At 70.6% G+C, this 21,997-nt stretch carries 21 protein-coding genes and 1 pseudogene; 9 read left to right on the top strand and 13 right to left on the bottom strand.

Going from position 1 to position 21,997, the window contains the following annotated elements:
- Positions 1 to 17: 17 nt before the first annotated feature.
- A complete protein-coding gene (mltG, locus tag PV396_RS11460) occupies positions 18 to 923 on the top strand; it encodes an endolytic transglycosylase MltG (RefSeq protein ID WP_319203276.1) in 906 nt (301 codons plus the stop codon).
- Positions 924 to 952: 29 nt separating this feature from the next.
- On the opposite strand, the gene PV396_RS11455 is transcribed toward mltG, so the two are convergent.
- The 5 genes from PV396_RS11455 to PV396_RS45080 all read right to left on the bottom strand — a co-directional run bounded on the left by PV396_RS11455 (position 953) and on the right by PV396_RS45080 (position 5,028).
- The gene (locus tag PV396_RS11455; protein ID WP_319203274.1) at positions 953 to 2,050 is read right to left on the bottom strand and encodes an NAD(P)-binding domain-containing protein; all 1,098 of its coding nucleotides are present in this window, start codon (positions 2,048 to 2,050) and stop codon (positions 953 to 955) included.
- A 70-nt stretch (positions 2,051 to 2,120) separates the two neighbouring features.
- The gene (locus PV396_RS11450) at positions 2,121 to 3,155 is read right to left on the bottom strand and encodes an ABC transporter substrate-binding protein (RefSeq protein WP_319203272.1); all 1,035 of its coding nucleotides are present in this window, start codon (positions 3,153 to 3,155) and stop codon (positions 2,121 to 2,123) included.
- A 67-nt stretch (positions 3,156 to 3,222) separates the two neighbouring features.
- Positions 3,223 to 3,960: an ABC transporter ATP-binding protein gene (locus PV396_RS11445; protein ID WP_319203270.1), complete on the bottom strand. Its 738-nt coding sequence runs from the start codon at positions 3,958 to 3,960 to the stop codon at positions 3,223 to 3,225.
- Positions 3,933 to 4,823, bottom strand: coding sequence for an ABC transporter permease (locus PV396_RS11440; protein WP_319203268.1), 891 nt, complete (start codon positions 4,821 to 4,823; stop codon positions 3,933 to 3,935). Before PV396_RS11440 ends, PV396_RS11445 begins: the two co-directional genes overlap by 28 nt.
- A gap of 136 nt (positions 4,824 to 4,959) precedes the next feature.
- Positions 4,960 to 5,028 (bottom strand): putative leader peptide, encoded by a 69-nt coding sequence (locus PV396_RS45080; protein WP_351286961.1) that lies wholly within the window; start codon positions 5,026 to 5,028, stop codon positions 4,960 to 4,962.
- A gap of 138 nt (positions 5,029 to 5,166) precedes the next feature.
- Between PV396_RS45080 and PV396_RS11435 the strand changes: the two genes are divergently transcribed.
- The gene (locus PV396_RS11435) at positions 5,167 to 5,589 is read left to right on the top strand and encodes a YjbQ family protein (protein WP_319203266.1); all 423 of its coding nucleotides are present in this window, start codon (positions 5,167 to 5,169) and stop codon (positions 5,587 to 5,589) included.
- 650 nt (positions 5,590 to 6,239) lie between these two features.
- On the opposite strand, the gene PV396_RS11430 is transcribed toward PV396_RS11435, so the two are convergent.
- The gene (locus tag PV396_RS11430) at positions 6,240 to 6,881 is read right to left on the bottom strand and encodes a molybdopterin cofactor-binding domain-containing protein (RefSeq protein ID WP_319203264.1); all 642 of its coding nucleotides are present in this window, start codon (positions 6,879 to 6,881) and stop codon (positions 6,240 to 6,242) included.
- Here PV396_RS11430 and PV396_RS11425 point away from each other — a divergent pair.
- Complete coding sequence (locus tag PV396_RS11425; RefSeq protein WP_416071393.1) at positions 6,789 to 7,346, top strand: FAD-dependent oxidoreductase; 558 nt, start codon at positions 6,789 to 6,791, stop codon at positions 7,344 to 7,346. The genes PV396_RS11430 and PV396_RS11425 overlap by 93 nt on opposite strands.
- Positions 7,347 to 7,420: 74 nt before the next feature.
- Here the strand turns inward: PV396_RS11425 and mmuM are convergent, their stop codons facing one another.
- The 6 genes and pseudogenes from mmuM to PV396_RS11400 all read right to left on the bottom strand — a co-directional run bounded on the left by mmuM (position 7,421) and on the right by PV396_RS11400 (position 14,274).
- Positions 7,421 to 8,323 (bottom strand): homocysteine S-methyltransferase, encoded by a 903-nt coding sequence (gene mmuM, locus PV396_RS11420; protein WP_319203260.1) that lies wholly within the window; start codon positions 8,321 to 8,323, stop codon positions 7,421 to 7,423.
- Positions 8,320 to 9,069: an amino acid ABC transporter ATP-binding protein gene (locus PV396_RS11415; protein ID WP_319204070.1), complete on the bottom strand. Its 750-nt coding sequence runs from the start codon at positions 9,067 to 9,069 to the stop codon at positions 8,320 to 8,322. The genes mmuM and PV396_RS11415 overlap by 4 nt, the downstream gene beginning before the upstream one ends.
- A complete protein-coding gene (locus tag PV396_RS11410; protein ID WP_319203258.1) occupies positions 9,069 to 9,899 on the bottom strand; it encodes an amino acid ABC transporter permease in 831 nt (276 codons plus the stop codon). The genes PV396_RS11415 and PV396_RS11410 overlap by 1 nt, the downstream gene beginning before the upstream one ends.
- Entirely contained in the window at positions 9,896 to 10,798 is a 903-nt protein-coding gene (locus tag PV396_RS11405) for an ABC transporter substrate-binding protein (RefSeq protein WP_319203256.1), read from the bottom strand. The genes PV396_RS11410 and PV396_RS11405 overlap by 4 nt, the downstream gene beginning before the upstream one ends.
- Positions 10,799 to 10,902: 104 nt before the next feature.
- Positions 10,903 to 11,076: pseudogene (locus PV396_RS45075) on the bottom strand (helix-turn-helix domain-containing protein); the annotation flags it as partial.
- A 150-nt stretch (positions 11,077 to 11,226) separates the two neighbouring features.
- Positions 11,227 to 14,274: a lantibiotic dehydratase gene (locus tag PV396_RS11400; RefSeq protein ID WP_319203254.1), complete on the bottom strand. Its 3,048-nt coding sequence runs from the start codon at positions 14,272 to 14,274 to the stop codon at positions 11,227 to 11,229.
- Between the two features lie 268 nt (positions 14,275 to 14,542).
- Between PV396_RS11400 and PV396_RS11395 the strand changes: the two genes are divergently transcribed.
- The 6 genes from PV396_RS11395 (at position 14,543) to PV396_RS11370 (ending at position 21,205) form a co-directional block, all read left to right on the top strand.
- Entirely contained in the window at positions 14,543 to 14,695 is a 153-nt protein-coding gene (locus tag PV396_RS11395; protein WP_319203252.1) for a hypothetical protein, read from the top strand.
- A gap of 69 nt (positions 14,696 to 14,764) precedes the next feature.
- A complete protein-coding gene (locus PV396_RS11390; protein WP_319203249.1) occupies positions 14,765 to 16,777 on the top strand; it encodes a B12-binding domain-containing radical SAM protein in 2,013 nt (670 codons plus the stop codon).
- Entirely contained in the window at positions 16,774 to 17,790 is a 1,017-nt protein-coding gene (locus PV396_RS11385) for a DUF692 family multinuclear iron-containing protein (protein ID WP_319203246.1), read from the top strand. The genes PV396_RS11390 and PV396_RS11385 overlap by 4 nt, the downstream gene beginning before the upstream one ends.
- Complete coding sequence (locus tag PV396_RS11380; RefSeq protein ID WP_319203243.1) at positions 17,787 to 18,578, top strand: hypothetical protein; 792 nt, start codon at positions 17,787 to 17,789, stop codon at positions 18,576 to 18,578. The genes PV396_RS11385 and PV396_RS11380 overlap by 4 nt, the downstream gene beginning before the upstream one ends.
- A gap of 15 nt (positions 18,579 to 18,593) precedes the next feature.
- Complete coding sequence (locus PV396_RS11375; protein ID WP_416071377.1) at positions 18,594 to 20,561, top strand: RiPP maturation radical SAM C-methyltransferase; 1,968 nt, start codon at positions 18,594 to 18,596, stop codon at positions 20,559 to 20,561.
- Positions 20,558 to 21,205: a DUF5825 family protein gene (locus PV396_RS11370; RefSeq protein WP_319203240.1), complete on the top strand. Its 648-nt coding sequence runs from the start codon at positions 20,558 to 20,560 to the stop codon at positions 21,203 to 21,205. Before PV396_RS11375 ends, PV396_RS11370 begins: the two co-directional genes overlap by 4 nt.
- Here the strand turns inward: PV396_RS11370 and PV396_RS11365 are convergent.
- Positions 21,170 to 21,937: a Stf0 family sulfotransferase gene (locus tag PV396_RS11365; RefSeq protein WP_319203237.1), complete on the bottom strand. Its 768-nt coding sequence runs from the start codon at positions 21,935 to 21,937 to the stop codon at positions 21,170 to 21,172. The genes PV396_RS11370 and PV396_RS11365 overlap by 36 nt on opposite strands.
- Positions 21,938 to 21,997 lie beyond the last annotated feature (60 nt).

The following is a 21,997-nucleotide window of genomic DNA, read 5'->3' as shown; positions in this document are numbered from 1 at the left end:
CGGGTTACCGTGCCCGCATGCAGATGAACACTCCGTCACGGAACACGATTCGCCTGACGCGCCGTGGCCGGGCCGTCCTCATCGCGACCGGAGCCGTCGTCGCGGCCACCGCCGTGGCGGTGCCGCTGCTGAGCGTCGACAGCGAAGGGGACCACCGGCCGACCTCCCTCCTCATCCCGGAGGGCTGGCGCTCCATCCAGGTGTACGAGGCGGTCGACAAGGCCCTCGCCCTGCCGGCCGGGAGTACCAAGAAGTCGCTCGCCAAGGCCCGGCTGAGACTCCCGAGCGACGCAGAGGGCAACCCCGAGGGGTATCTCTTCCCGGCGACCTATCCGCTGAAGGAGAAGGCCACGCCGGAATCCCTGCTGTCGGTCATGGTCGACACCGCCAACCAGCGGTTCGGCGGTCCGCCGGTCACCGCGGGGGCGCAGCGCAACGCCATGAACGTCTATCAGGCCGTCACCATCGCGAGCATCGTCCAGGCCGAGGCTGCCGGCAAGCAGGACATGGGGAAGGTGGCCCGGGTCGTCTTCAACCGGCTCGAACGCGGGATGCCGCTCCAGATGGACTCCACGATCAACTACGCGCTGAACAGGTCCACGCTGAGAACGACCGCCGGCGATACCCGGTTGAACAGCCCGTACAACTCCTACCTGCGCATGGGTCTGCCGCCCACGCCGATCGCCAACCCCGGTGACGAGGCGATGCGGGCCGCCATCAACCCGACGCCGGGCGACTGGCTGTACTTCGTCACCGTCAAGCCCGGCGACACCCGCTTCACGGCCGACTACGCAGAACACCAGCGCAATGTCGCCGAGTTCAACAAGAACCAGAAGAACCGGAAGAATCAGAAGAACGAGAAGAGCGATCAGAACCAGAAGAGCCCGGCCCGTGGCCAGCAGAGCGGGCCGCCCGCCAAGTGACCTGACGGGCGGCACAGCGGCACGGGACGTCAGACAGCGGCCGGCTCCTGGTCGAGCAGCCGTCTGATGTCCCGTACGGCCGCCCGCCCGGCCCGGTTGGCGCCGATGGTGCTCGCCGAGGGACCGTAACCGACCAGATGGACCCGCGGATCCGTGACCGCGCGCGTCCCCTCGACGCGGATGCCACCGCCGGGCTCACGCAGTCTGAGCGGCGCCAGATGGTCGATCGCGGCCCGGAATCCCGTCGCCCAGAGGATCACGTCGGCTTCGACGCGCTGTCCGTCGGCCCACTCGACCCCGTCCGGGGTGATCCGGTCGAACATGGGCCGCCGGTCGAGGACGCCGTCGGCGAGGGCCTGCCGGATCGCGTCGTTGAGGGGCAGGCCGGTGACCGACACGACGCTCTTGGGCGGCAGTCCCTGCCGGACCCGCTCCTCGACGAGGGCGACGGCCTCCCGCCCGAACTCCTCGGTGAAGGGCCCCTCCCGGAAGACCGGCGGACGCCGGGTCACCCAGGTGGTCGCGGCGGCGTACGGCGCGATCTCCATCAGATGCTGGGTACCAGAGGCCCCGCCGCCCACCACGACGACCCGCTGCCCGGCGAACTCCTCGGGCCCCGGGTACTGCGCGGTGTGCAACTGGCGCCCGCGGAAGGTCTCCTGGCCCGGATAGCGCGGCCAGAACGGGCGGTCCCAGGTGCCCGTGGCGTTGATCAGCGCACGTGCCGACCAGACACCGTCCGAGGTCTCGACGAGCAACCGCCCGTCTCCGTCGCCCTCGCGCACGGCACGTACCTCCACCGGCCGCCGCACCCTCAGCTCGAAGGCGCGCTCGTAGGTGTCGAAGTACTCACCGATGACCTCGGAGGAGGGCCGAGCCGGATCGGCGTCCGTCAGTTCCATGCCGGGCAGCGCGTGCATCCCGTGCACCTTGCCGTACGTGAGCGACGGCCAGCGGAACTGCCAGGCGCCACCGGGACGCGGGGCGTGATCGAGTACGACGAAGTCACGCTCCGGCACGAAACCGGTGCGCTGCAGGTGATAGGCGCTGGACAGGCCGGCCTGACCTGCGCCTATGACGACGACATCGACTTCTTGTACGCCCTCGCGTACCCCGGTGTTGTTCACGCTTCTACTAACCAGGGAAGGGGTGCGGATCTTCCCCGGCCGCCGGTCCGCGGCATGCAGCCGTCCCGGCTCATGACTCCTTGCTGGGGCGCGGGGCGGTGGTGGACGGAGGCAGGTCGTCGTTGAACCGCCGGTCCACGTACTTCGCGAAGTCGACCTTGTTCGGGATGAACTCGAGGCTGGTGAACGTGTCCGCGATCTGCTGCTCGGACGCAACGAGCGCGTCATCGATCGCCACCGGGATGCGGGTCGCGTTGGACCGGTTCACCGAGGCGAGCGCCACGTCGTACGGCAGCCCGGTGTCCTTCGCCCACACCTTGGCCCATGCTTCCGGGTGCGCGTACACCCAGTCCTGGGCCCGCCGCAGCCGCTCCACGAAGTCCTTGACGGCGGCGGCCTTCTTGCTGTCCGCCAGTGCGGAGGGCGCCGCCACCTGGAAGTTGAGCCCGTTGACCACCCCCACGCCGTCGGCGAGGACGCGCCCCTGCCCGCCCTTGAGTATCTGCGAGGTGTACGGGTCCCACACCGCCCACGCGTCGACGCTGCCGCTGGTGTACGCGGCCAGCGCGTCGGCCGGCTGGAGGTACTTGACCTTGATGTCGTCGAGGGTGAGCCGGGCCTGCTTGAGCGAGGCGATCAGTTGGTAGTGCGCGGACGAACCCTGCGCCACGGCAACGGACTTGCCCTTCAGGTCGGCGGCCTTCCTGAGCTTCGAGTCCTTGGGCACCAGGATGGCCTCGCCCTGGGGTCCGCCGCGCAGGGCGCCCACCACCGTGATGTGGGAACCGGCGCCGGCCGCGAAGACCGGCGGGGTGTTGCCGACGCTCCCGATGTCGACGGCCTTGGCGTTGACGGCTTCGAGGAGTGGCGGGCCGGAGGTGAAGGTAGACCACTTGATCTTGTAGTTCAGGTTCTTGAGTTCCCCGGCCGCCCGCAGTACGGCCTCCGAACCGCCCTTCTGGTCACCGACGTTGAGCGTGAGGGACCCCTTGCCGTCGGTATCACTGCCGGAGCCGAGCGAAGAGGCGGCAGAGCTGCCGCCGCAGGCGGAGGCGAGGAGGGCGAGGGGGAGGAGCAGTCCGGCGGGGACGAGGTGTCGTCGCATGGTGTCGTCGTTCCGATCGTTCTGTTCGGCTGGGGCGAACCCCAAGGGGAGGTGGGGGCGCGGGGGTTCAGGCGGCTTCGGCGGCGGTGTCGACGCCCAGGCGTTCCAGGAGCCGGGCGCGCAACTCGGCGAACCGGGGGTCGGTCAGGTCGCGCGGACGGTCCAGGTCGACCGTCGTCTCGTACGCGATGACGCCCTCGTCCATCACGAGCACGCGGTCGGCGAGCAGCACCGCCTCCTCGACGTCGTGCGTCACCAACAGGACGGCGCAGCCCCGGCGTTGCCAGAGTTCACCGACCAGCCTCTGTGCCTTGATACGGGTGAGCGCGTCCAGGGCGCCGAACGGCTCGTCGAGCAGCAGCAGGTCCGGCTCACGCACCAACGCCCTGGCCAGTGAGGCGCGTTGGGCCTCGCCGCCGGACAGCGTCTTGGGCCAGGCGTCCGAGCGGTGGCTGAGGCCGACTTCCGTGAGTGCCTGCTCGGCGACCTCGCGCCCGGGCTTGCCGGGCAGCCCGAGCAGGACGTTGCGCCACACCTTCTTCCACGGCATCAGCCGAGGCGCCTGGAAGGCGACGGCCTTGCGGCGCGGTACGAGGACGGTGCCCTTGATGTCGCGGTCGAGACCGGCGAGGATGCGCAGCAGCGTGGACTTCCCGCAGCCGCTGCGGCCGAGCAGGGCCACGAACTCGCCGGGCCGGACGTCGAGTTGCAGGTTGTCGATGACGGCGCGGCCGTCGAAGGACCGGGTCAGCCCGTCGACCCGTACGGCCGGCGAGGTCACCGTCCGGTGAACGTGGGTCGCCATTGCAGCAGCAGCCTTTCGAGGGAGCGGACGACGAAGTCGGCCAGCAGGCCGAGGAACGCGTAGACGATGAGGCAGACCACGATCACGTCGGTCCGCAGGAAGTCCCGCGCCTGCACCATGAGGAAGCCGATACCGGAGTCCGCGTTGATCTGCTCGGCGAAGACCAGCGCGAGCCAGGCGATGCCGAGCGAGTAACGCAGCCCGGTCATCGCCCCGGGGAGCGCGCCCGGCAGCACGACATGCCGGACGAGTCCCCACCGGGACAGGCCCAGTGACTCCCCGGCCTCGATCAACTGGGCGTCCACACCGCGGATTCCGGCGTAGACGTTGAGGTAGAGCGGGAAGGTCACGCCGAGGGTGATGATCGCGACCTTCGGGGCCTCGCCGATACCGAACCAGATGATGAACAGGGGGATCAGACCGACGAACGGCACGGTCCGCAGCATCTGGACCGGGGCGTCGACGAGATCTTCGCCGACCCGGAACAGGCCCGAGACGAGGGCGAGTCCGGTGCCGATGACGGTGCCGAAGAGCAGTCCCAGCGCGACGCGTTGGAGCGAGGTGCCCATCGCGTTGCCCAGCGAACCGTCGGCGATCAGATCGCTGCCGACCTCGGCGATCCGCCCGGGCGAGGCGAGGATGTCGGAGGTCAACACGCCGGTACTGCTGAGGAGCTGCCAGAGGGCCAGGAGCAGAAGGGGGCTCGAGGTGCGGCGCAGCCAGCGTGGGACGCGGGTACGGCGTGTGGAGGTGGGGACGATGGGTTCGAGGTCCGGAGCGGCGTCGCGCCCGATGTCGCCAGATGGTGATTTACCGGATATGTCGGGTGCGGGGGAACCGGGTGGGGCATGGCTGATGCTCATGAGTGCTCCACGAGGAGGAGAGCGACCGGAGAGGGGGTGTGCCTCGGCGCCGCCACGTCCGAGCTGGATCAGGGCAGATCCCGGACGTGCGGGTTGGGCGGTGCCCAGGCGGGCTGGAGGAAAGGGGAAAAGGGCGTCAGCAGCCGCGGCGACACGCGGCGGAGGCCACCCGCAGCAGGTCGATGTGACCGCGCGTGGTGAGCATGGCTGAACGCAACATGCCGCTGAAAGTAGCCAGGTGGCGCGGTCGCGGTCAATGGTGTCTCACGTAATGGTCCTGGCATGTCAAGGGATGGAAGCGGGATCGGGTGTGGCTCCCGTTCGCCGGGTGATGATGGGTCACATGTCCAACGCCTTCACCACCCGCGTACTGAACATCGCCTCCGGCACCCGGGAGACGGTCGTCGACCTCACCCATGACTGCGAGACCTTCCTGAGGGAGGTGGCGGACGGGCGCGACGGTCTTCTCAATGTCTTCGTACCGCATGCCACCGCCGGAATCGCCGTCATCGAAACGGGCGCGGGCAGCGACGACGACCTCCTCGCCGCGCTGCGCACCCTGCTCCCCGCCGACGACCGCTGGCAGCACCGCCACGGCACCCCGGGCCACGGCCGCGACCACGTACTCCCGGCCCTCGTACCGCCGCACGCCACGTTGCCGGTGCTGGGCGGGCGGCTGGAGCTGGGGACCTGGCAGTCGGTGTGCCTGGTGGACACGAACGTCGACAATGCGAACCGTCAGGTGCGACTTGGCTTCCTGGGCTGAATATGGTCGAACGCCTCGGTGCGTTCCAGGTAACGGTGGGGCAGTCCGAGGTAGGCCCGGCAGCCGGACGGGGAGACGGGCTGCCGGAGGGGCCGGCGCGCATGCTCACCAGGGGGGCGTGACCGGCGGCGATGGCGGCTTCGGCGGCGATTCGGGCTCGTCCTGGCTCCATGCCTTGGTGACGCCGTCGAAGGAGTCGCTGAGGAAGCGCACCAGACTCCGGAACCACTTCACCCCCCAACCTCCGGTTTCGGAGTCTGGTGCGCTGTCGACGGAGGCGGCCCCGGCGCCGGACGAGAGTCCCGCGCGGCCATCGTGAGGACCACTCGGTCCGCGTCCAGGGGCAGCTGGTACGGCTGTACGCCCAGGAGGTCACGGAGAGCCGAGCCGATGGCCGCCACCGGGAGGATCACCGGTGGCTCGCCCAGGCCCTTGGCTCCGAACGGTCCGGTGTGCGAGTGGTTGGTCTCGATGAAACTCGTCCAGGGCGATCTCCACGCCGTGGTAGTAGAAGGTGGGCTCGCCCAGTCCGAGGAAACGGGCACCCTGCAGGGCGGAGCCTTCGACGGGGGCAAGCTCTGCTCGGTATCGACCGGTCGCGACCACCGGGCCGGAATGCAGGTGAGCGGACGCGGACACCTCGGCGAGGGTCATGCCGGTCTCCGGTGTGCCCTTGACCTCGACACGCCCTTCGCGGAGCACCAGGTCGGCCGGGTCGACTCGAGCAGTCGTGACGCTTCGTTCCTGATCTGTTCGGCGACGGCGCGAGCGGCGAGGACCGTGGCGTTGCCGGTGGCGAACATGGTGTGGCTGCCGCGGGAGCCGGAGTCGTAGGGGGCGTCCCGGGTACTGCCGGACTTCAGGACGACGCGGTCGGGCCGCAGCCCGAGCTCTTCGGCGACCATGCTCGGCAGGGCAGTTGAGATGGCGCCGGTCCCGATCTCGGTTCCGCCCGAGGAGAGCGTCGCGGTGCCGTCCTCGTGCAGTTCGACGGTCGCGGCCGACGGTGTGCCGAGGGTGGACCACCATGCGCAGGCGAGCCCGTAGCCGCGTCGCAGGTGGTCGCCCGGCGCGACGTCGGCCTGCCGCGCTTCGAGCAGGCCGTTCAGCTCGGCGCCGAGACCAAGAACCCTGGCTGGAACATCCCGTTCGCGCTCCTTCACAACCCCGTCACCGGCCGGGAGCAGACGTGGGGAGAGCTGGAGCCGGTCGACGGACCGAAGCGGGTCGTCATCGTCGGCGCAGGGCCGGCCGGCATGGAGGCGGCCCGCACCGCCGCCATGCGGGGACATGACGTGGTCCTCTTCGAACGCGACCAGCGCATGGGCGGCCAGGTCAACCTCGTCATGACGATGCCGAAACGCGGCAACTTCGAGGAGGTCATCCTCTGGTTCGAACGCCAGCTGCCGAAGCTCGGGGTGGATGTCCGACTCGGCGTGGAGGCTGACGCGAAGACCGTCCCGTCCGAGTCTCCCGACGTCATCCTCGTCGCCACCGGGTCCACACCCTTCGTGCCGGAGGTGACCGGCGCGAACCTCCCGCACGTGCACACCGCGCGAGAAGTCCTCGCCGACGACACCGTGGCCGGCAGGAACATACTCGTGTTCGACGTCGGCGGCCGGGCAGCAGGGGCTACCACAGCCGACCACGTCGCCGCCAAGCGACCCAACGTCAGGTTCGTGACCGGAATGGAGACCGTGGCCTCCGAAATATGGATGGTGTTCGTCGCGAGAGGCGCGTGTACAGGGAGGGGGTGAGCGGGGATCGCTGGTTCCCGGCGCGCCGGGTCGGGCGCGGGGCACACGGCGTGTCTGCCGGGCTTGGTACGCCCTCAGTGGCCTGTCGGCGCGGCGTGGAGGCGGCCGGCCAGCTCCTTGATCTCGGCGGGGCCGACCCGGCAACAGCCGCCGACGAGGGACGCGCCGGCGCGGAGCCAGGAGGGTGCCAGCTCCGCGATCTCGTCCTGGGCGCCGAGCCAGCCGCGGGTTCCGGCGTCCCAGACGCCGCCTCCGTTCGGATAGACGACGCCGGGCACTCCGGTGACCAGGTCCAGCGCGGCGGCCGCGTCGGCGGCGGGGGCGCAGTTCACCCCCGCGGCGATGACGGCGTCGCTGCTCCGGGCCAGGGCGAAGGCCTCCGTCAGCGGCTGGCCCGCGCTGGTGGTCGTCCCACGGATGCTGTACGAGAGCCAGGCCGGGATGCCCAGGCCGTCCAGGGCGATCAGCACGGCCTCGGCCTCCCGCAGGTCGGGGATGGTCTCGACGGCGAAGACGTCGGGGCCCGCCTCGGCCAGCGCCTCGAGCCGGGGCCGGTGGAAACGGGTCAGCTCGGCCACGGTGAGGCCGTAGTCGCCCCGGTATTCCGAGCCGTCGGCCAGCATCGCGCCGTAGGGACCCACGGACGCCGCGACCCAGCGCCTGCCGTCTCTCTCGGCTGCGGCGGCCTCGCGGGCCAGGGACACGCTGCGTCGCAGCAGCGTGGTGGTCTCGGTGCGGGAGATGCCCAGCCGGGCGAAACCTTCGTAGGTGGCCTGGTAGCCGGCCGTGATGGCGACCTGGGCGCCCGCCGCGAAGTAGGCGCGGTGGACGGCCGCGATCGCGTCGGGGTCGTCGCGGAGCAGGCGGGCGGACCAGAGGGTGCCGCTCAGGTCGTGGCCCTGGGCCTCCAGCTCGTTGGACATGCCGCCGTCCAGGACGAGGGGACCGGCGGCCAGGGCGTCGCGAAAGGTCGTCACAGCACTCTCGTCACGAAGTCGCGGGTTCGGGGGTGGTCGGGGGTGGTCAGGATGCGGGTGGGCGGTCCGGATTCCAGGATCCGGCCGTCGTCGAAGAAGACGACCTCGTCGGCGACCTCGCGGGCGAAGCCCAGCTCGTGGGTGACGACGAGCATCGTCATGCCGTCGGCGGCGAGGCCGCGCATGACGTCCAGCACCTCTCCGACCAGTTCCGGGTCGAGGGCGGAGGTCGGCTCGTCGAACAGCATGAGCTTCGGCCGCATCGCCAACGCGCGGGCGATGGCGACCCGTTGCTGCTGGCCGCCGGAGAGCTGGGCGGGGTAGGCGTCGCGCCGGTCGGCCAGACCGACCCGGTCGAGGAGTGCCAGCGCCTCGCCGGTGACCTCGGCACGGGGGCGGCCCGCGCCCACCGGTCCCTCGACGACGTTGGCGAGGGCCGTCAGGTGCGGGAAGAGATGGAAGCGCTGGAAGACCATGCCGATGTGACGACGCTGCCGGGCCAGGTCACGGCGGCGCAGTTCGCGCAGCCCGTCCCGGTACGGCTCGTACCCGATCGGTTCGCCGTCCACCAGGATCCGGCCGCCGTCGGGCCGCTCCAGACGGTTCACGCACCGCAGGAAGGTGGATTTTCCCGATCCGGAGGGCCCGATCACACAGGTGACCGTCCCGCGCGGTACGGAGAGGTCGATGCCGCGCAGCACTTCCCGCCCGGCGAAGGACTTGCGGACGCCGGTGGCCTCGATCATCATCGGCTGCTGCCCTTCGCGAAGTGACGTTCGAGGTAGTGCTGGCCGACGTTCAGCAGGGTCGTGACGGCCAGGTACCAGATGCTGGCGACGATCAGCAGAGGGATCGTCTGGTAGGTGCGGGAGTACACGATCTGCACGGAGTAGAGCAGTTCCGCGTAGGCCAGCACACTCACCAGGGAGGTCGTCTTGAGCATGGAGATGGTCTCGTTGCCGACCGGCGGGATGATCACCCGCATCGCCTGGGGCAGGACGATCCGGCGCAGGGTCCTGGCCCGGGACAGGCCGAGCGCGTCCGCCGCCTCCGTCTGCCCGTGGTCGACCGAGACGATTCCGGCCCGGATGATCTCGGCGAGATAGGCGGCCTCGTTGAGACCGAGGCCCAGCAGGGCCGCGGCGAAGGTCGTGATGACGGAGTTCGCGGGGACGCCGCCGATCGCCGGCAGGAAGGGCAGGTGCAGCGACAGTGTGGGGTACAGCGCGGAGATGAACCCCCAGAACAACAGCTGGACCAGGAGCGGGGTGCCCCGGAAGAGCCAGATGTACGCCCAGCTGACGGTCCGCGCGACAGGGTTGTCCGACAGCCGCATGAGCGCCACCACGATGCCCAGTACGAGCCCGATCGCCATGGCGGCGGCGGTGAGTTCCAGAGTGGTCAGCAGGCCGGTCATCACGGTCCGGCTGAACAGCCAGGCGCCGACCGTGTCCCAGCCGAAGCGGGGATTGGTGATCAGCGACTGGACCAGGGCCGCGGCCAGGAGCAGGACCACGAAGGTCAGCACCCACTGGCCCGGCCGGCGGCGCCGGTAGACCGGCAGCTCCTCGCTCATGAGGCCGCGTTGATCTCGAACTTGTCCAGGGCGCCGGACTCGAGGCCCCACTTGGCGAGGACCTGCTGGTAACCGCCGCTCGCCTTGAGGTCCTCCAGGGCCGACTTGAGCAGCTCGGTCAGCTCGCTGTTCTTCGGTACGGCGATACCGAAGGGCGCGTTGCCGTAGGAGTCGCCGGCCACTTCCAGCTTGCCGCCGGACTGCTTGGCGGCGTAGGCGGCTACCGGCGAGTCGGCCAGGGCGGCATCGGCGCGGCCGCTGGTGACGGCGAGGTTCACACCGGTGCCGTCCGGGAAGGTGCTGGCCTTGATCGCCGTCTTGCAGGTCTTCGCCCGGGCCGGCAGGTCCACCAGCGCCTGCGTGGACCCCTTCGCCACGGCGACCGTACGGCCGCACAGGGAGTCGCCCTCGGGCTTGAGCGCCTTGGGGTTGCCCGACGGGACCAGCAGGGACGTGCCCGCGTCGAAGTAGGTGACGAAGTCGACGACCTTCTCCCGCTCGGCGGTGTCCGTGAAGGACGAGACGCCGAGCTGGTACTTGCCCGACTGCAGGCCGGGCAGGATCGAGTCGAAGGGCACGTTCACGATGGTGACCTTGACGCCGAGGACCGTGCCGAGGGCCTTGTCGAGGTCGGCCTCGGCGCCGATGACCGTCTTGTTGTCGGAGGCGAAGAAGTCCATCGGCGGGTAACTCACGTCGCTGGCGATCTTGATCCCGCTCGCCTTCAGCGTGGCCGGGACCTTGGCGGCGAGCGCGGCGTTCTCCGTGATCGGAGCGGCGGAGGAGGCGGCGCCGGACGGCGTGCCGGCGGAGCCGGCGGTCGGCTCGGAGGGGTCGGCGCAGCCCGCCAGGAGAAGCGTCGCGGAGCCGAGAAGGATGAGCGGGCGCAGAGCGGACAAGGCGTACTCCGCAGCAGCGCCCGGCTCTCCACACCCCACGGCCCGGCCTCGGCCGCGACGGCCAGCAGATCCGCCCCGGCCCGGAACTCGTGCCCGTCCCGGGCGAGCGTTCCGGTGCCGACCAGATCCCGCAGCAGCCGCGAAGCCTGCCCCTTGTCCAGCCCGCTCTCCTCCGCCAGCCGGACCACACCGGGCCCCCCTCGACTGTCGAGCTCCCCGCGAACCACCCGTTCCGCAAGCCCAAGTCCTCGAGCCAGTGCGCCCGTCGCCACGTCCATGCGCCGGATGCTACAGAGCCCGGCGGAGCCGGTCGGCGCCACGACCGGGGTGATCGCGGAGGACCCCGATCACCTGACGGGCGCGGCCGGAACGCATGATGGACGCGTACCGCGGTCCGGCCGCGCGGTGGCGTCGGCGGGCTGTCGTGGTCAGGGTGTTCTCCTCGCCCGTGCCCTCCAGCTCAGTGCGGCGGCTCTGGCCAGGTGCAGGTGCGCCCGTTCCTCGGGTAGTCCCGGCCCGCGCATGCGGACGTGGTGGAGATGCAGCAGGTCCGGGAGCAGGTCCTGGACGGGCATCGTCCCGGCACCCTCGAGCGTGCTGCGGTAGGCGGTCAGCGCGGCGCGGCGTGCCGACCAGCTCGCGGTGACGCGAGCGTCCAGCGCCGGAGTGCCTGGGGCCTGGGGGAAGGCGGTCGTCAGGGCGATGGTCTGGTCGTAGACCGCTCGGGGTGGGGCGCTTCTGTCCGTGTGGGCGTGCCCGACCAGCCAGCGCATCGCCTTCGCGTCGTCCCCGAGCAGGCCGACGGCGATGTCCACCATGCTCGCGGCGATCACCGCACGGACGTCGGGAGCGTCCCGCCCGGCCTGCGCGGTCAGTTGGGCGAGGACGGCTGCCGCGTCGGCGGCGAAGTACTCTTCGGCCGCTTCCAGCGCCGCGGGGCCGCCGAAGCGCGTGGTCTGTGGGTAGTAGGTGTCCAGGCTCGCGTGCGTGATCAGGCCCGCGTGCCGAAGCCGCCGCGTCCACTCGCCGAGCTGCCCGACAGCGGTGCCGAGTGAACCGGGTGCGCAGGTCAGACACAGACGTAGGTGGTCGTCGGGATCGCGGTGACGGACGAACCACCAGCGGGGCTCGCCCAACTCCCTGAGAAAGGACGGCAGATGGCGGGTCAGGAGCGCGTCCTGGCGGTCGCGGTGTCCATGCAAGCTGATGGAGAGCAGGTTGCCGCAGCCGGGCAAGCTGCCGTACTCCGGACCGACGACGTCGCCCGATGCGCGGACAGGTGCGCGGGTCGGGCCCGCAGTGGCCAGGGGTATGACGATCTCGTGGGCGCGCCCGCCGGTCCAGCCCAGGTCCCCGGGCTTCGGCGCGGCACGTAGCAGTGCCCTGCCGTCGCGTTCCACGTGCGTACGGAGCAGGACCCGGTGCGAGGGCTCCGCCAGGTCCAGGTTCATACGCCGGTCTCCGTCACCCAGGTACACGTGCTGGGGCAGGAGAACGTCACGACGCCATTCGGCCAGGGCCTCGTCCCACCGAGGCCACGGCGTCCGCACGCCGGGCAGGTCGTCGACGCCGAGTGTCCAGCGGGCCGGCGACAGTACGGTGCGCCCGTAGTGCAGCGCGGGGAGGAACGGCAGGCTGGACACGGCCGCTCCCCACGAGAACCCGGTGCACGGGACGGCCAGTGCCACCGGTGCCTCGAGCAGGAAGCGGGCCAGCGGATGGGTGTGCTGGGTCAGATCCACCGCGTTCGGCAGCATCGTGTGCACCGGGCGGCGCCGGGAGACCGAGATCAGGTGCAACCGCTCGGCATCGGCGGTCACCGCCAGGTCCGTCACGGGCACCTGGTCCATGTCCGGGCCGTGGTGTTCGCCGAGGGGGATCACCACCTCCGCGACCTGCGGGGCGTGCGCGACGTTCACCGAGCGCATGTACAGCGGGGCGGCACTGATCTGCGCGATCAGCGCGTCCTGCTGTACGCCGGGCAGACCGGCGTACACATCGGTCATCCGGCGGCGGTCCTCGGCGTCGAACAGATGGAGAAAGCGCCCGGTGGCCGTACCGGCCGCACGGGCCACCCCGACGACGTGCAGCGTGAACTCCCCTTGTGCCAGGGCGGACATGCTCGCGGCGTGGATCCGCGCGGTCACCTCGGCGCTCGGCTGCACGGGTCTGCCGGGATCCACCACCGCCAGTTCGTCGATCGCGGCGTCATCGAGTCGGATGTGGTGGCGACGCCGCGCCGCGGCGGCGTACGCGAGTCTCAGCAGCCGGCTGTCGCGGGCGGTCAGCGTCGGGCCCGCCGAGGCTGCTGTGGACGCGGCCGCGGACCCGAGGTAGCCGGCCGGGTAGCCGAGGAGGTCGATGGCGGTCAGAACGGGTACCACCGCTCCCGAGCCGTAGCGCTCCAGGAAATGGCCGTGCCAGGCAGTCCATCCAGGGCTCAGCGCCGCCCGGGGTGCCAGGCGCGTGAGCACCGCGGCGGCCGAAGCCGCCTCCTCGGCCACCGACTCCGGGATCACCAGGTCCCAGTCCAACCGCAGGTCGAGGGCGAGCGCGGGTTTTGCGGTGGGACAGAGCCGTGTCATCGCGGCCGTCACTCGTGCGCGTTCGGCGCCGGCGCCTGTGGGGGTGACGGTGGCATCGTCGTGTCGTGTCAGTGCCGCCGCGACCTCCCGCAACTCGTCGGCTTCAGCGGCGGGCAGATGCTGTATCTGTCCGAGCAGGGTGGTGAGGGGATCGGAGGCCGTGACTGCGGGACGCAGACTGGTGATCAGGAATCGCTGGCGTACCAGGTTCGCGAGCAGGTTCTCGATCGCGGTGGGCGATGCGGCAGGGAAACCGCCGGAGAGAGTTTCGGCGAGGACCGTCCACACAACCGGCGCCTGTGCGATGTCCATGGCCATGCGGATCGGTCCGGTCGCGCGTATCCCCACGTGCACCGGGCCACCGTCGTTCGTACCGCTTGCGCGGTGCTCGACCGTCAGGCGTCCGTCGCGCTCGAACGCGAGGCTGGAAGCCCGCAGCGTCAACTGGGGCCGGAGCTCAGGGTGTTCCTCCAGCCGGTCGACAAGAGCCGCGGTCCATGCCGCCTCCGGTCTGGTGATCGCCCGATGCCCGGTGCCCGCACGCAGCATGGGAGCGGCCCCTGTGCGGGCGGCCGCGACCCCGGCGAACAGACCGAACGGAGTGGCACGTGAGCGGGCGCGCAGCAGGTAGCGCACCACCGAAACCACCGCGCGCCGCACGGCGAGGTCCGCCACCGGCTCGCCGACACATATCTGACGCACCCGTCTCGCCAGGTCCGGGCTGGAGAACTCGACCGCGGTGGCGAAATCGGTTGCCTGCCACGTCTGTTGAAGCCATGCCCGCCACGACTCCTGGTGCGCGGACGGGCCGGTCAGGTCGGGCCAGACCATCGGCTGGTCGGGATGCCGGACCGCCGCCCGGACCACGGCCGCATCTACATGGCGGTACAAACAGCCTCCAGCAGCACAACGGCGTTGACCTCGACCTTCGATCTTCCCAAAGCGCGCGGTGGCAGAGGCGATTATGAGTCATGGTCATTTGGCGCCGTTGCTGCGCAATCCGATGCTGCGGAGTCCCCATAAGGTGCTGACCTGGGAGAATGCCGTCCATTCCAAACGACGACGTTTGGGCTGTTGTCGCACGTGCGGTCTGGCTAGCATGGGGCGCCGCACACGGCAAGCGGCACATTCCCAGCACGTTTGCGAAGGGGAGAAAATCATGACTGCTGCATCTCCTGAGAAACTCGCCGACGAGGAATTCGGTGAACTCGAAGAACTCCAGGTGATCGATTCCAGCGAGCTGAAGCTCGGCGCGGCCTACCACACGTACACCTACATCGCGGCGGAGAGCACGGAGGACATCCCCGAGTAGGACGCCCGGTAGCAACGGCCGACGGCAACTCTCCGACGGACGAGACCGGTTGAGACGAGGAGGCAGGTCGTGCCGTCCAGCCGGTCGGTGGGACGTACCCGCACCGACGTCCTGTTGATCTTTCCGCCGCAGACCGAGGCCAGGTTCTTCCCGTATCTGAGCCTGCCGTACCTGACCGGCCACCTGCGGCGCCGGGGCCGGCTGGTTCACCAGGCCGACCTGAACATCGCTGTGCTCCACGAACTGCTGCGTTGTCCCGCGCTGTTGGACGACGCGGTCCGCGCCCAGGACACGGGGGACGACGACGGTACAGCCGTGAGCGACTGGTATCGCCGAGCGGTGGCCGACGTCTTCGCCGCGCACATCGGCGAGTTGCGTGCCCACGTCCTGCACAAGGAGTCAGCAGGCGAGCTGGGCCCCGACCGCGCGGTCCGGCTCGCCACCCTGGGCCTCGAACTGCTGGTCCGCGACACCTTCCTGACCCGGACCTGGGACGACCTCGGACGGCTCGACGATGCCGTACGCCGCGCCGCGGACGAGCCGCCCGTCGCGTCCGGCGTACCGGTCGAATCGCTGCACCGCCTGGTGACCGGCCTGCTCGGCCGGCATCGCCCCCGCGTGGTCGGCCTGTCCGTGGCGTTCTTCAGCCAGCTCGCGCCCGCGCTGCTGATCGCCGCCTGGGTCCGGCGGCTGGCGCCGGACACCCTGATCTGCCTGGGCGGCCAGCAGGTGATGCTCCGTCACGACAGCCTCGTCCGGCTGCCCGGAGTCCGGGACACAGTCGACGCCCTCTGCACGACCGCCGGAGAGGAGCCGCTCGAACGCTGGCTGGACGCGCTGGACGGGACGGTTCCGCTCGCCGCCGTGCCCGGCATGACCTGGCTGCCACGGTCCGATGCCGGGCCGCGCACGGGTCCCGCGGTGACCTTGCGCTTCCGTGACCTCGGCCCACCCGACTTCACGGGACTGTCGTTCCGCTCCTATCTCAACGACGCCCTGGAACTCGCGATCGTCACATGCGTCGGCTGCTTCTGGGGGCGCTGCGCGTTCTGCTCGTACGGCAACCGGTCGCTTCCGCAAGGCGGGTACCAGCAGGGCACCGCGACCCAGATCGCCGACGCCGTGGAGTCCGTGGTGCGTGCCACGGGCACCCGGTACGTGTCGGTCGCGGACGAGAACACCAACCTGCGGCTGATCCTGAAGGCCATGCGCGCGACACGCGAACGTGGCATACGGGTCCGGTTCGGCGTCCGCAGCCGACTCGAGGTCGTCCTGACCGACCCGGCGTTCTGTCACGACCTCGCCGCGGTCGGCTGCGCGATGATCTCGGTCGGCTACGAAGGCACCACGCAGCGCCTGCTGGACCGGATGGAGCGGGGCGTGCGCGCGGCCGACTACCAGCGGATCCTCGACAACCTCGCCGCGGCGGGCATCACCGTCCGGTTCACCGTGATGGGCCAGGTCCTGGACGAGACACCGGACGAGTTCGAGGCATCCCTGCGCTTCCTCGTCGACAACGAGCGGCGGATCGGCATCGACGCGCTGGAACTGATGGTGGCGGAGCCCGGCAGCAGACTCGTGGCCGGCCCGGAGGACTACGGGCTCGCTCTCGACCCGTCGGACCGCCTGGCGGGCAACCCCGAGCTCAGCTACCTGGCCGGCCGGGTCGGCCACCCGCTCGCGGTCCCCGGCGGCCCAACGCGCACCGAGGCACTGGACCGGCTGGTGCGGATCTTCCACACCGTCAGGCCGGGCCGCACGAACGCCTCGACACCCTCCAGCCCCGCCCCGGGCGACCATCGCGCGCCCGCCGTCGCGGCCCTGCGTCCGCACACATGGGTACGCACCGTGCCCGAGCACGCCGACGACCGTACGGCAGACCGCCTCACCCTCGCCGATGTCGTCCGGGAGCGGTTCTACGCGCTCCCGCGAGGCGACGTGGAACAGCGCGCCGACGGTCTGCTCACGGCCCGCACCGACCGTGGCGGCCGACTGCTGGCCCGCCTGGCCGACGCGGCAGCGGGCACCCCCGACCCGGCCCGTGCAGCCGACCCGGTCCCCTCAGCCAGGAGCTCGTCATGACGCAATCGCCGCGGACCGCACCCGGCGGCGCCGGAACCGCCACCGTCACCGGATCCCCGCGTCGGATGGGCCTGGGGGTACTGATGGACATGCCGTGGGGCGGCGGACGCCTCGGCAGGCGCGGGATCGGATTCGTGGAGAGCGACGACGGCGGCGGAGACACCACCGACCGGGTCCGCGCCTTCCTGCGCCGCCACGGCGGCGACTTCGCCTACTCGGCCCTCGCGTTCCAGCCGCGCTCGCGCGCCCGCGTACAGACGGTCGACTACGTGCGTGCGTACGACCGATTCTTCGAGGCGTCGCCCGCCGGGTCGGCCCGCGCCTTCCACCAGACCGAGCTGAACATGGGCACGCCCGAGCGCTACGACCGTCGCCCGGCCGCCGAGTTCACCAACGAACTGGCCGCCCGCTACGGCTTCTCCTGGGTGGTCGAGGACCTGGGCATCTGGAGCCTGCGCGGCATACCGATGCCCTATCCGCTCCCGCCGCCGCTGACCGAACCGGGGCTGGAGATCGCCACCCGGAACGTCGCGGAGGCGGCCCGGCTGCTCGATCCGCCGCTGCATGTCGAGTTCCCCGGCTTCACCGAGGGCGGCTCGTTCGTCCTCGGGCACATGGACGCCTTCGACTACTTCGCCCGGCTGGCACAGGACGCCGACGTGTGGGTGACGCTCGATGTCGGCCATCTGCTCAGCTACCAGTGGCTGAGAGGACGTACCGGAAACAGCATGTACGACGGGATCGAGGCGCTGCCCCTCAGTCGCTGCCGGGAACTGCACCTTTCGGGCTGTCAGATCGTGGGAGGCAAGTTCCGTGACCTGCACCACGGCGTCCTGCTGGACGAGCAGGTGGACCTCACCGAGTACCTGCTGCCGCGCTGCCCGAACCTCCTCGGGGTGACCTACGAGGACCCGATGTACCGCGAGGACGGACAGCTGGTCGAGAAGTCCCGGCGCAACTACGCGCGGCTGCGGGACATTGTCGCCGCCTGGCAGCGCGAGGAGGTGGCGTGAGCACGGTGGAGCCGGGCGCGTCGCTGGACGGCGAGCGGCTGACCGACCTGCTCCTGCGGCTTCTGCTCGACGCGGACCTGCGCTCCCGGCTCGCCGAGGAGGGCGCCGAGGCCGTGGCGGCGGATTCCGGCGAGCTGGAGTGCCTGGCCTCCGTCGACCTGGCCGAACTGGACACCACCGCGCGCCGGTTGCGCTCCCAGGTGTGGCGGCCCGGCAGCGGAGGCAGCCTCGCGACCACGTTCCCGCGCAGTCTGCGGCTGCTTGAGGACGCCGGTGCCACCGAGGCCGGCCTGCTCACCGGATTTCTCGGCTCACCGCACTTCGCCCGGTTCCGGCTGATCCCGTACACCACCCCTGGGTTGTCCTCGGAGGAAGCGTTCGCTTCCTACCTGCTGGACGGCGGCGGGGCAGGGGAGCTGCGCGACACCGTGACCCACGAGCTGATGATCGCCCTGTTCACCGCTCTGACGTGCGAGCAGCCGCTGTCGTTCGTGATCGAGGCGGAGGGAATCGTCCCCACCGGCCGAGGCCACGCGGCCCTGCGCGCGTACGCGTCGGCGTCCGTCGCCGCCTGGGGGACTATCCCGGGGGAGCGGGCCGGCGCGGGAGGCACCGAGGTCACGGAGCGCGCCGCGAGCGCGGAAGCAGTGGAATACGCGTACTTCACCACGTCCGCCGGACTGGCTCACGGCGTGGTGTCCGGGCGGGTGGCGGCGGCCTTCGAGGCCGAACCGACGGCCCGGCGCGAGACCGCGCGGCGCGCGCTGGCACGCCGCGGACTGTGGTGACGGGGAGGAACCGCCTTGCACATCGTGTTGGTGGACATGCCGTGGTCGTCGCTCGACGCGCCGTCCCTCGCGCTCGGCATTCTCAAACGACGGATCCTCGACGTCTTCCCCGACGGAGCCGCGGACATCGAGGTGGTGCACGCCAACCTCGACTTCGCCGACTGGGTGGCCGCGCGTACGGAGTACGGCTTCGAGGAGTACGAGTTCTGCGCGAACTCCTATTTCTCCGGACAGAGTGAGTGGATCTTCTCGGCCGCGCTCAACGGCCGACCCCGCTGGCGGATGGCGGAGTTCACCGAGCACTTCGACGGGAAGATGCCGGAGCGCATGCTGGCCAAGGCGCGGGAACTGCACGAACTCGCGCCGCTGTTCGTCCGGGAGACGGCTGCCAAGATCGCCGCCACGGCACCGGACGTGGTCGGCTTCACCACCACATTCGCGCAGAACGCGGCCACCCTCGCCGCGGCCCGCGTGGTCAAGGAACTGGCACCCGGCACCACCACCGTCTTCGGTGGCGCGAACTGCGACGGCCCGCAGGGTGCCGCGCTCCACCGCAACTTCCCCCAGGTCGACTTCGTGGTGCGCGGCGAGGGCGAGATCGTGTTCCCCCGGCTGCTCACCGCGCTCCGTGACGGTGACGCCGACGACCTGGCCGCCATCCCCGGCCTGTGCCGCCGCGATGCGCAGGGCCGGTCCGTGGCCCATCCCATGGACGCCGCCCCGCTGCCCCCCGGAGCACTGGTCACCCCGGACTACGGCGACTACTTCGAGCGGCACGCGCGGTCCACCGCGGGCGGCTGGGTGGAGCCGCGGCTGGTGGTGGAGGGCTCGCGCGGCTGCTGGTGGGGCGAGAAGCACCACTGCACTTTCTGCGGCCTCAACGGCTCGTTCATGGAGTTCCGCAGCAAGGACCCACGGCGGTTCGTGGAGGAGATCCTCGGCCTGGTCGAGCGCCACCGCGTACTCGACGTGTGGGTCACCGACAACATCCTCGACATGGCCTACCTCAACTCGATGGCCCCGCTTCTCCAGGAGTCCGGGTACGACCTGCGGCTGTGCTACGAGATCAAGTCGAACCTGCGGCGCGAGCAGCTGGCGACCCTGTCCGCGGCCGGCGTCAGCTACGTGCAGCCCGGCGTGGAGAACCTCAGCAGCCGGGTGCTGAAACTGATGGACAAGGGGGTGAGCGGCTGCCAGAACGTCCGGCTGCTGCGGGACGCGGAGACCACCGGCGTCAACCTCAGCTGGAACTACCTCTACGGCTTTCCCGGGGAGACCGAACAGGACTACGACGAGATCATCGACCAGCTGCCCGCGCTGCACCACCTCGGACCACCGGCCAACTCCACCCGTCTGAAGGTCGAGCGGTTCAGCCCCTACTTCGACCGGCCGGAACTGGGCTTCGGCGAACTGCGCCCCGCCTCGCACTACCACCACATCTACGACCTGCCCACGGACGAACTCGCCGACCTGGTCTACATCTTCGACTCACCGCACCAGGGCATCGCCGACGACTGCCTGAACCGGCTGCGCGCGGCCGTCGCCAGTTGGACGCGGGCGTACCCGCGCAGCCGTCTGACCCACTGCGACCTCGGCGGACACATCGTCCTGGTCGACACCCGGCCGGGTTTCTCCTGGCGGCTCCTCGACCTCACCGACCCGCTCGAAGTGACGGTGTTCCGGCTGCTCGACACACCGCACAGCCCGGCGGCGCTGCTGCGCAAGGCCGCCGCCCGGTGCGCGGACGCGGGGGAGCCGGCCGGAGAGGTGACAGCGGAACGCCTCACCGGGTTGCTGGCGCGTTGGAGCGCCCTCGGCCTGGTCTTCGCCGAGGGCGGCCAGTACGTCCAGGTCGCGCCCGCCGTGGCAAACCAGGACCTGCTGCGGCTCGACGCCGACGGGCTCAACGGGCACGGACTGCACGGGGACGACACGCCGCTCGTCCCCGCCTTGGCGGTCCCGGCAGGGGGAGACATCCGATGAAGCCGGAGCTGACTCTGTGGAAGGACCGCGATCCGGCGGCCATGCGCCTGCCGGGCATCCGCTGCGGCACCCTCGAAGGGCCGCCGGGCGACCCGGTGGACGCCGTCGAACGACTCGCCTCCGACGGCGTTCAGTTCGTCCAGGTGCACGAGCCCGTGGACCTCACCGATCCGGACGGCGCGTCCGCGGTCGCCGTCCTCCTCCTCGTCCGGGAACTCACCAGCCACGGCATCGCGGTGGACTGGACCCTGCGCATGGCCGACCCGGCCCAGTGGCGGGCGCTGAGCCATCTCTACCCCCCGACAGCCGTCTTCCGGGGCTCCACGGGAGAGGAGAACGACGAACGCGTGGTCACCGCGTGGCGCGGCTCGTTCCATATCGCCAAGTGCGGCTACCGCCGCGGCCCCGGTTTCCTGGAGATCCGCGACCACCGCTGGGGCTCCTTCCGACGCCTGGTCGTCCACGCCCCCCGGAGCACGGCGTTCCAGGGACTGCTGGACGGCGTCCCGGCGGTCGCGGCGGCGTCGACGGAGCGGGCCCTGGAGCGCTACCTGCGCGAAAACCTGCTCCATCGCGCCGGGCGCCACCTGTGGTGGACGCCGTACCGCCTACGACGCTGGCCGCTCAGCACGACGATCCCGTAGGAACCTCTCGACCCACCGGTCTGTCAACTCGTCGGCTTGACGCCTGATCCCCGGAGCCGGCACCGACTCGGGCGCGCCAACACCGAGGAAGTCGAGGCAGCCCAGCAAACCTGCCTCGTAGTCCGCGACCAGGTCCTCGTAGACGACGACATGCGGGACGACACCGTGCCTGCCGAAGTAGTCCTCCCAGACCGACGCGTCGCGGTCGAGCAGCCGCAGATGCCGGCGGATCTCCTCATAGCTGTACCGGGGAGCGGCGCGCGCACTCCCCTCCGGCAGAAGGGTCCCGTCCAGGATCCAGACACCGGTCTGCTCAGCCATGGTGTACGAGACCGCCTGCCGCAACCGGTCCCGGCGTTGGATCCAGATGTACCGGGGTGCCTGGAGGATGTCGTCCGGGTCGACCTCCAGGCTCCCGAGGTGGCCCGCGTGGATCCGCAGCCCGAACACGCCGTTGGGGCTGGTCCGGCACGTCATCAGTCGCCGCACATAGCCCGTCGCCAACTCCTGCGGATCGCCGGAGTCGAATCCCCACCGCTCGAAGTAGTCCAGCACGAAGGCGTCGGCGAAGTAGTCCTCGGCGAAACCGGCCAGCCCGGTGTGCCACAGGGCGCGGGCCAGCATGTTGCTGCCGCATCGTGGGGTCGACGCGAGCACGTAACGGACCGGCGGCAGACCGGAGAAGGGCGGGAAGTCGAACTCCGGAGAGTTGGTCCGATAGCGCAGCGCCATGGGAACACCTTCGTGCCCGGCACCCGTGGTTGCCACCGGCTCCGTCGGGTTCCGGACACG

The sequence above is a fragment of the Streptomyces sp. ME02-8801-2C genome (genome assembly GCF_033793965.1).
Lineage (GTDB): Bacteria > Actinomycetota > Actinomycetes > Streptomycetales > Streptomycetaceae > Streptomyces.
Note: the sequence above shows the minus strand (reverse complement) of the source record. Positions and strands in the feature narration are given on the sequence as shown.

Bases quoted from the DNA above. Each gene is read 5' to 3' on its own strand.
- PV396_RS11435 (WP_319203266.1), top strand. From the start codon at position 5,167: ATGTCCAACGCCTTCACCACCCGCGTACTGAACATCGCCTCCGGCACC.
- PV396_RS11370 (WP_319203240.1), top strand. From the start codon at position 20,558: ATGAAGCCGGAGCTGACTCTGTGGAAGGACCGCGATCCGGCGGCCATG.
- PV396_RS11440 (WP_319203268.1), bottom strand. From the start codon at position 4,823: ATGAGCATCAGCCATGCCCCACCCGGTTCCCCCGCACCCGACATATCC.
- PV396_RS11385 (WP_319203246.1), top strand. From the start codon at position 16,774: ATGACGCAATCGCCGCGGACCGCACCCGGCGGCGCCGGAACCGCCACC.
- PV396_RS11415 (WP_319204070.1), bottom strand. From the start codon at position 9,069: ATGATCGAGGCCACCGGCGTCCGCAAGTCCTTCGCCGGGCGGGAAGTG.
- PV396_RS11450 (WP_319203272.1), bottom strand. From the start codon at position 3,155: ATGCGACGACACCTCGTCCCCGCCGGACTGCTCCTCCCCCTCGCCCTC.
- PV396_RS11445 (WP_319203270.1), bottom strand. From the start codon at position 3,960: ATGGCGACCCACGTTCACCGGACGGTGACCTCGCCGGCCGTACGGGTC.
- mltG (WP_319203276.1), top strand. From the start codon at position 18: ATGCAGATGAACACTCCGTCACGGAACACGATTCGCCTGACGCGCCGT.
- PV396_RS11410 (WP_319203258.1), bottom strand. From the start codon at position 9,899: ATGAGCGAGGAGCTGCCGGTCTACCGGCGCCGCCGGCCGGGCCAGTGG.
- PV396_RS11365 (WP_319203237.1), bottom strand. From the start codon at position 21,937: ATGGCGCTGCGCTATCGGACCAACTCTCCGGAGTTCGACTTCCCGCCC.
- PV396_RS11395 (WP_319203252.1), top strand. From the start codon at position 14,543: ATGACTGCTGCATCTCCTGAGAAACTCGCCGACGAGGAATTCGGTGAA.
- PV396_RS11430 (WP_319203264.1), bottom strand. From the start codon at position 6,881: ATGTCCCCGCATGGCGGCGGTGCGGGCCGCCTCCATGCCGGCCGGCCC.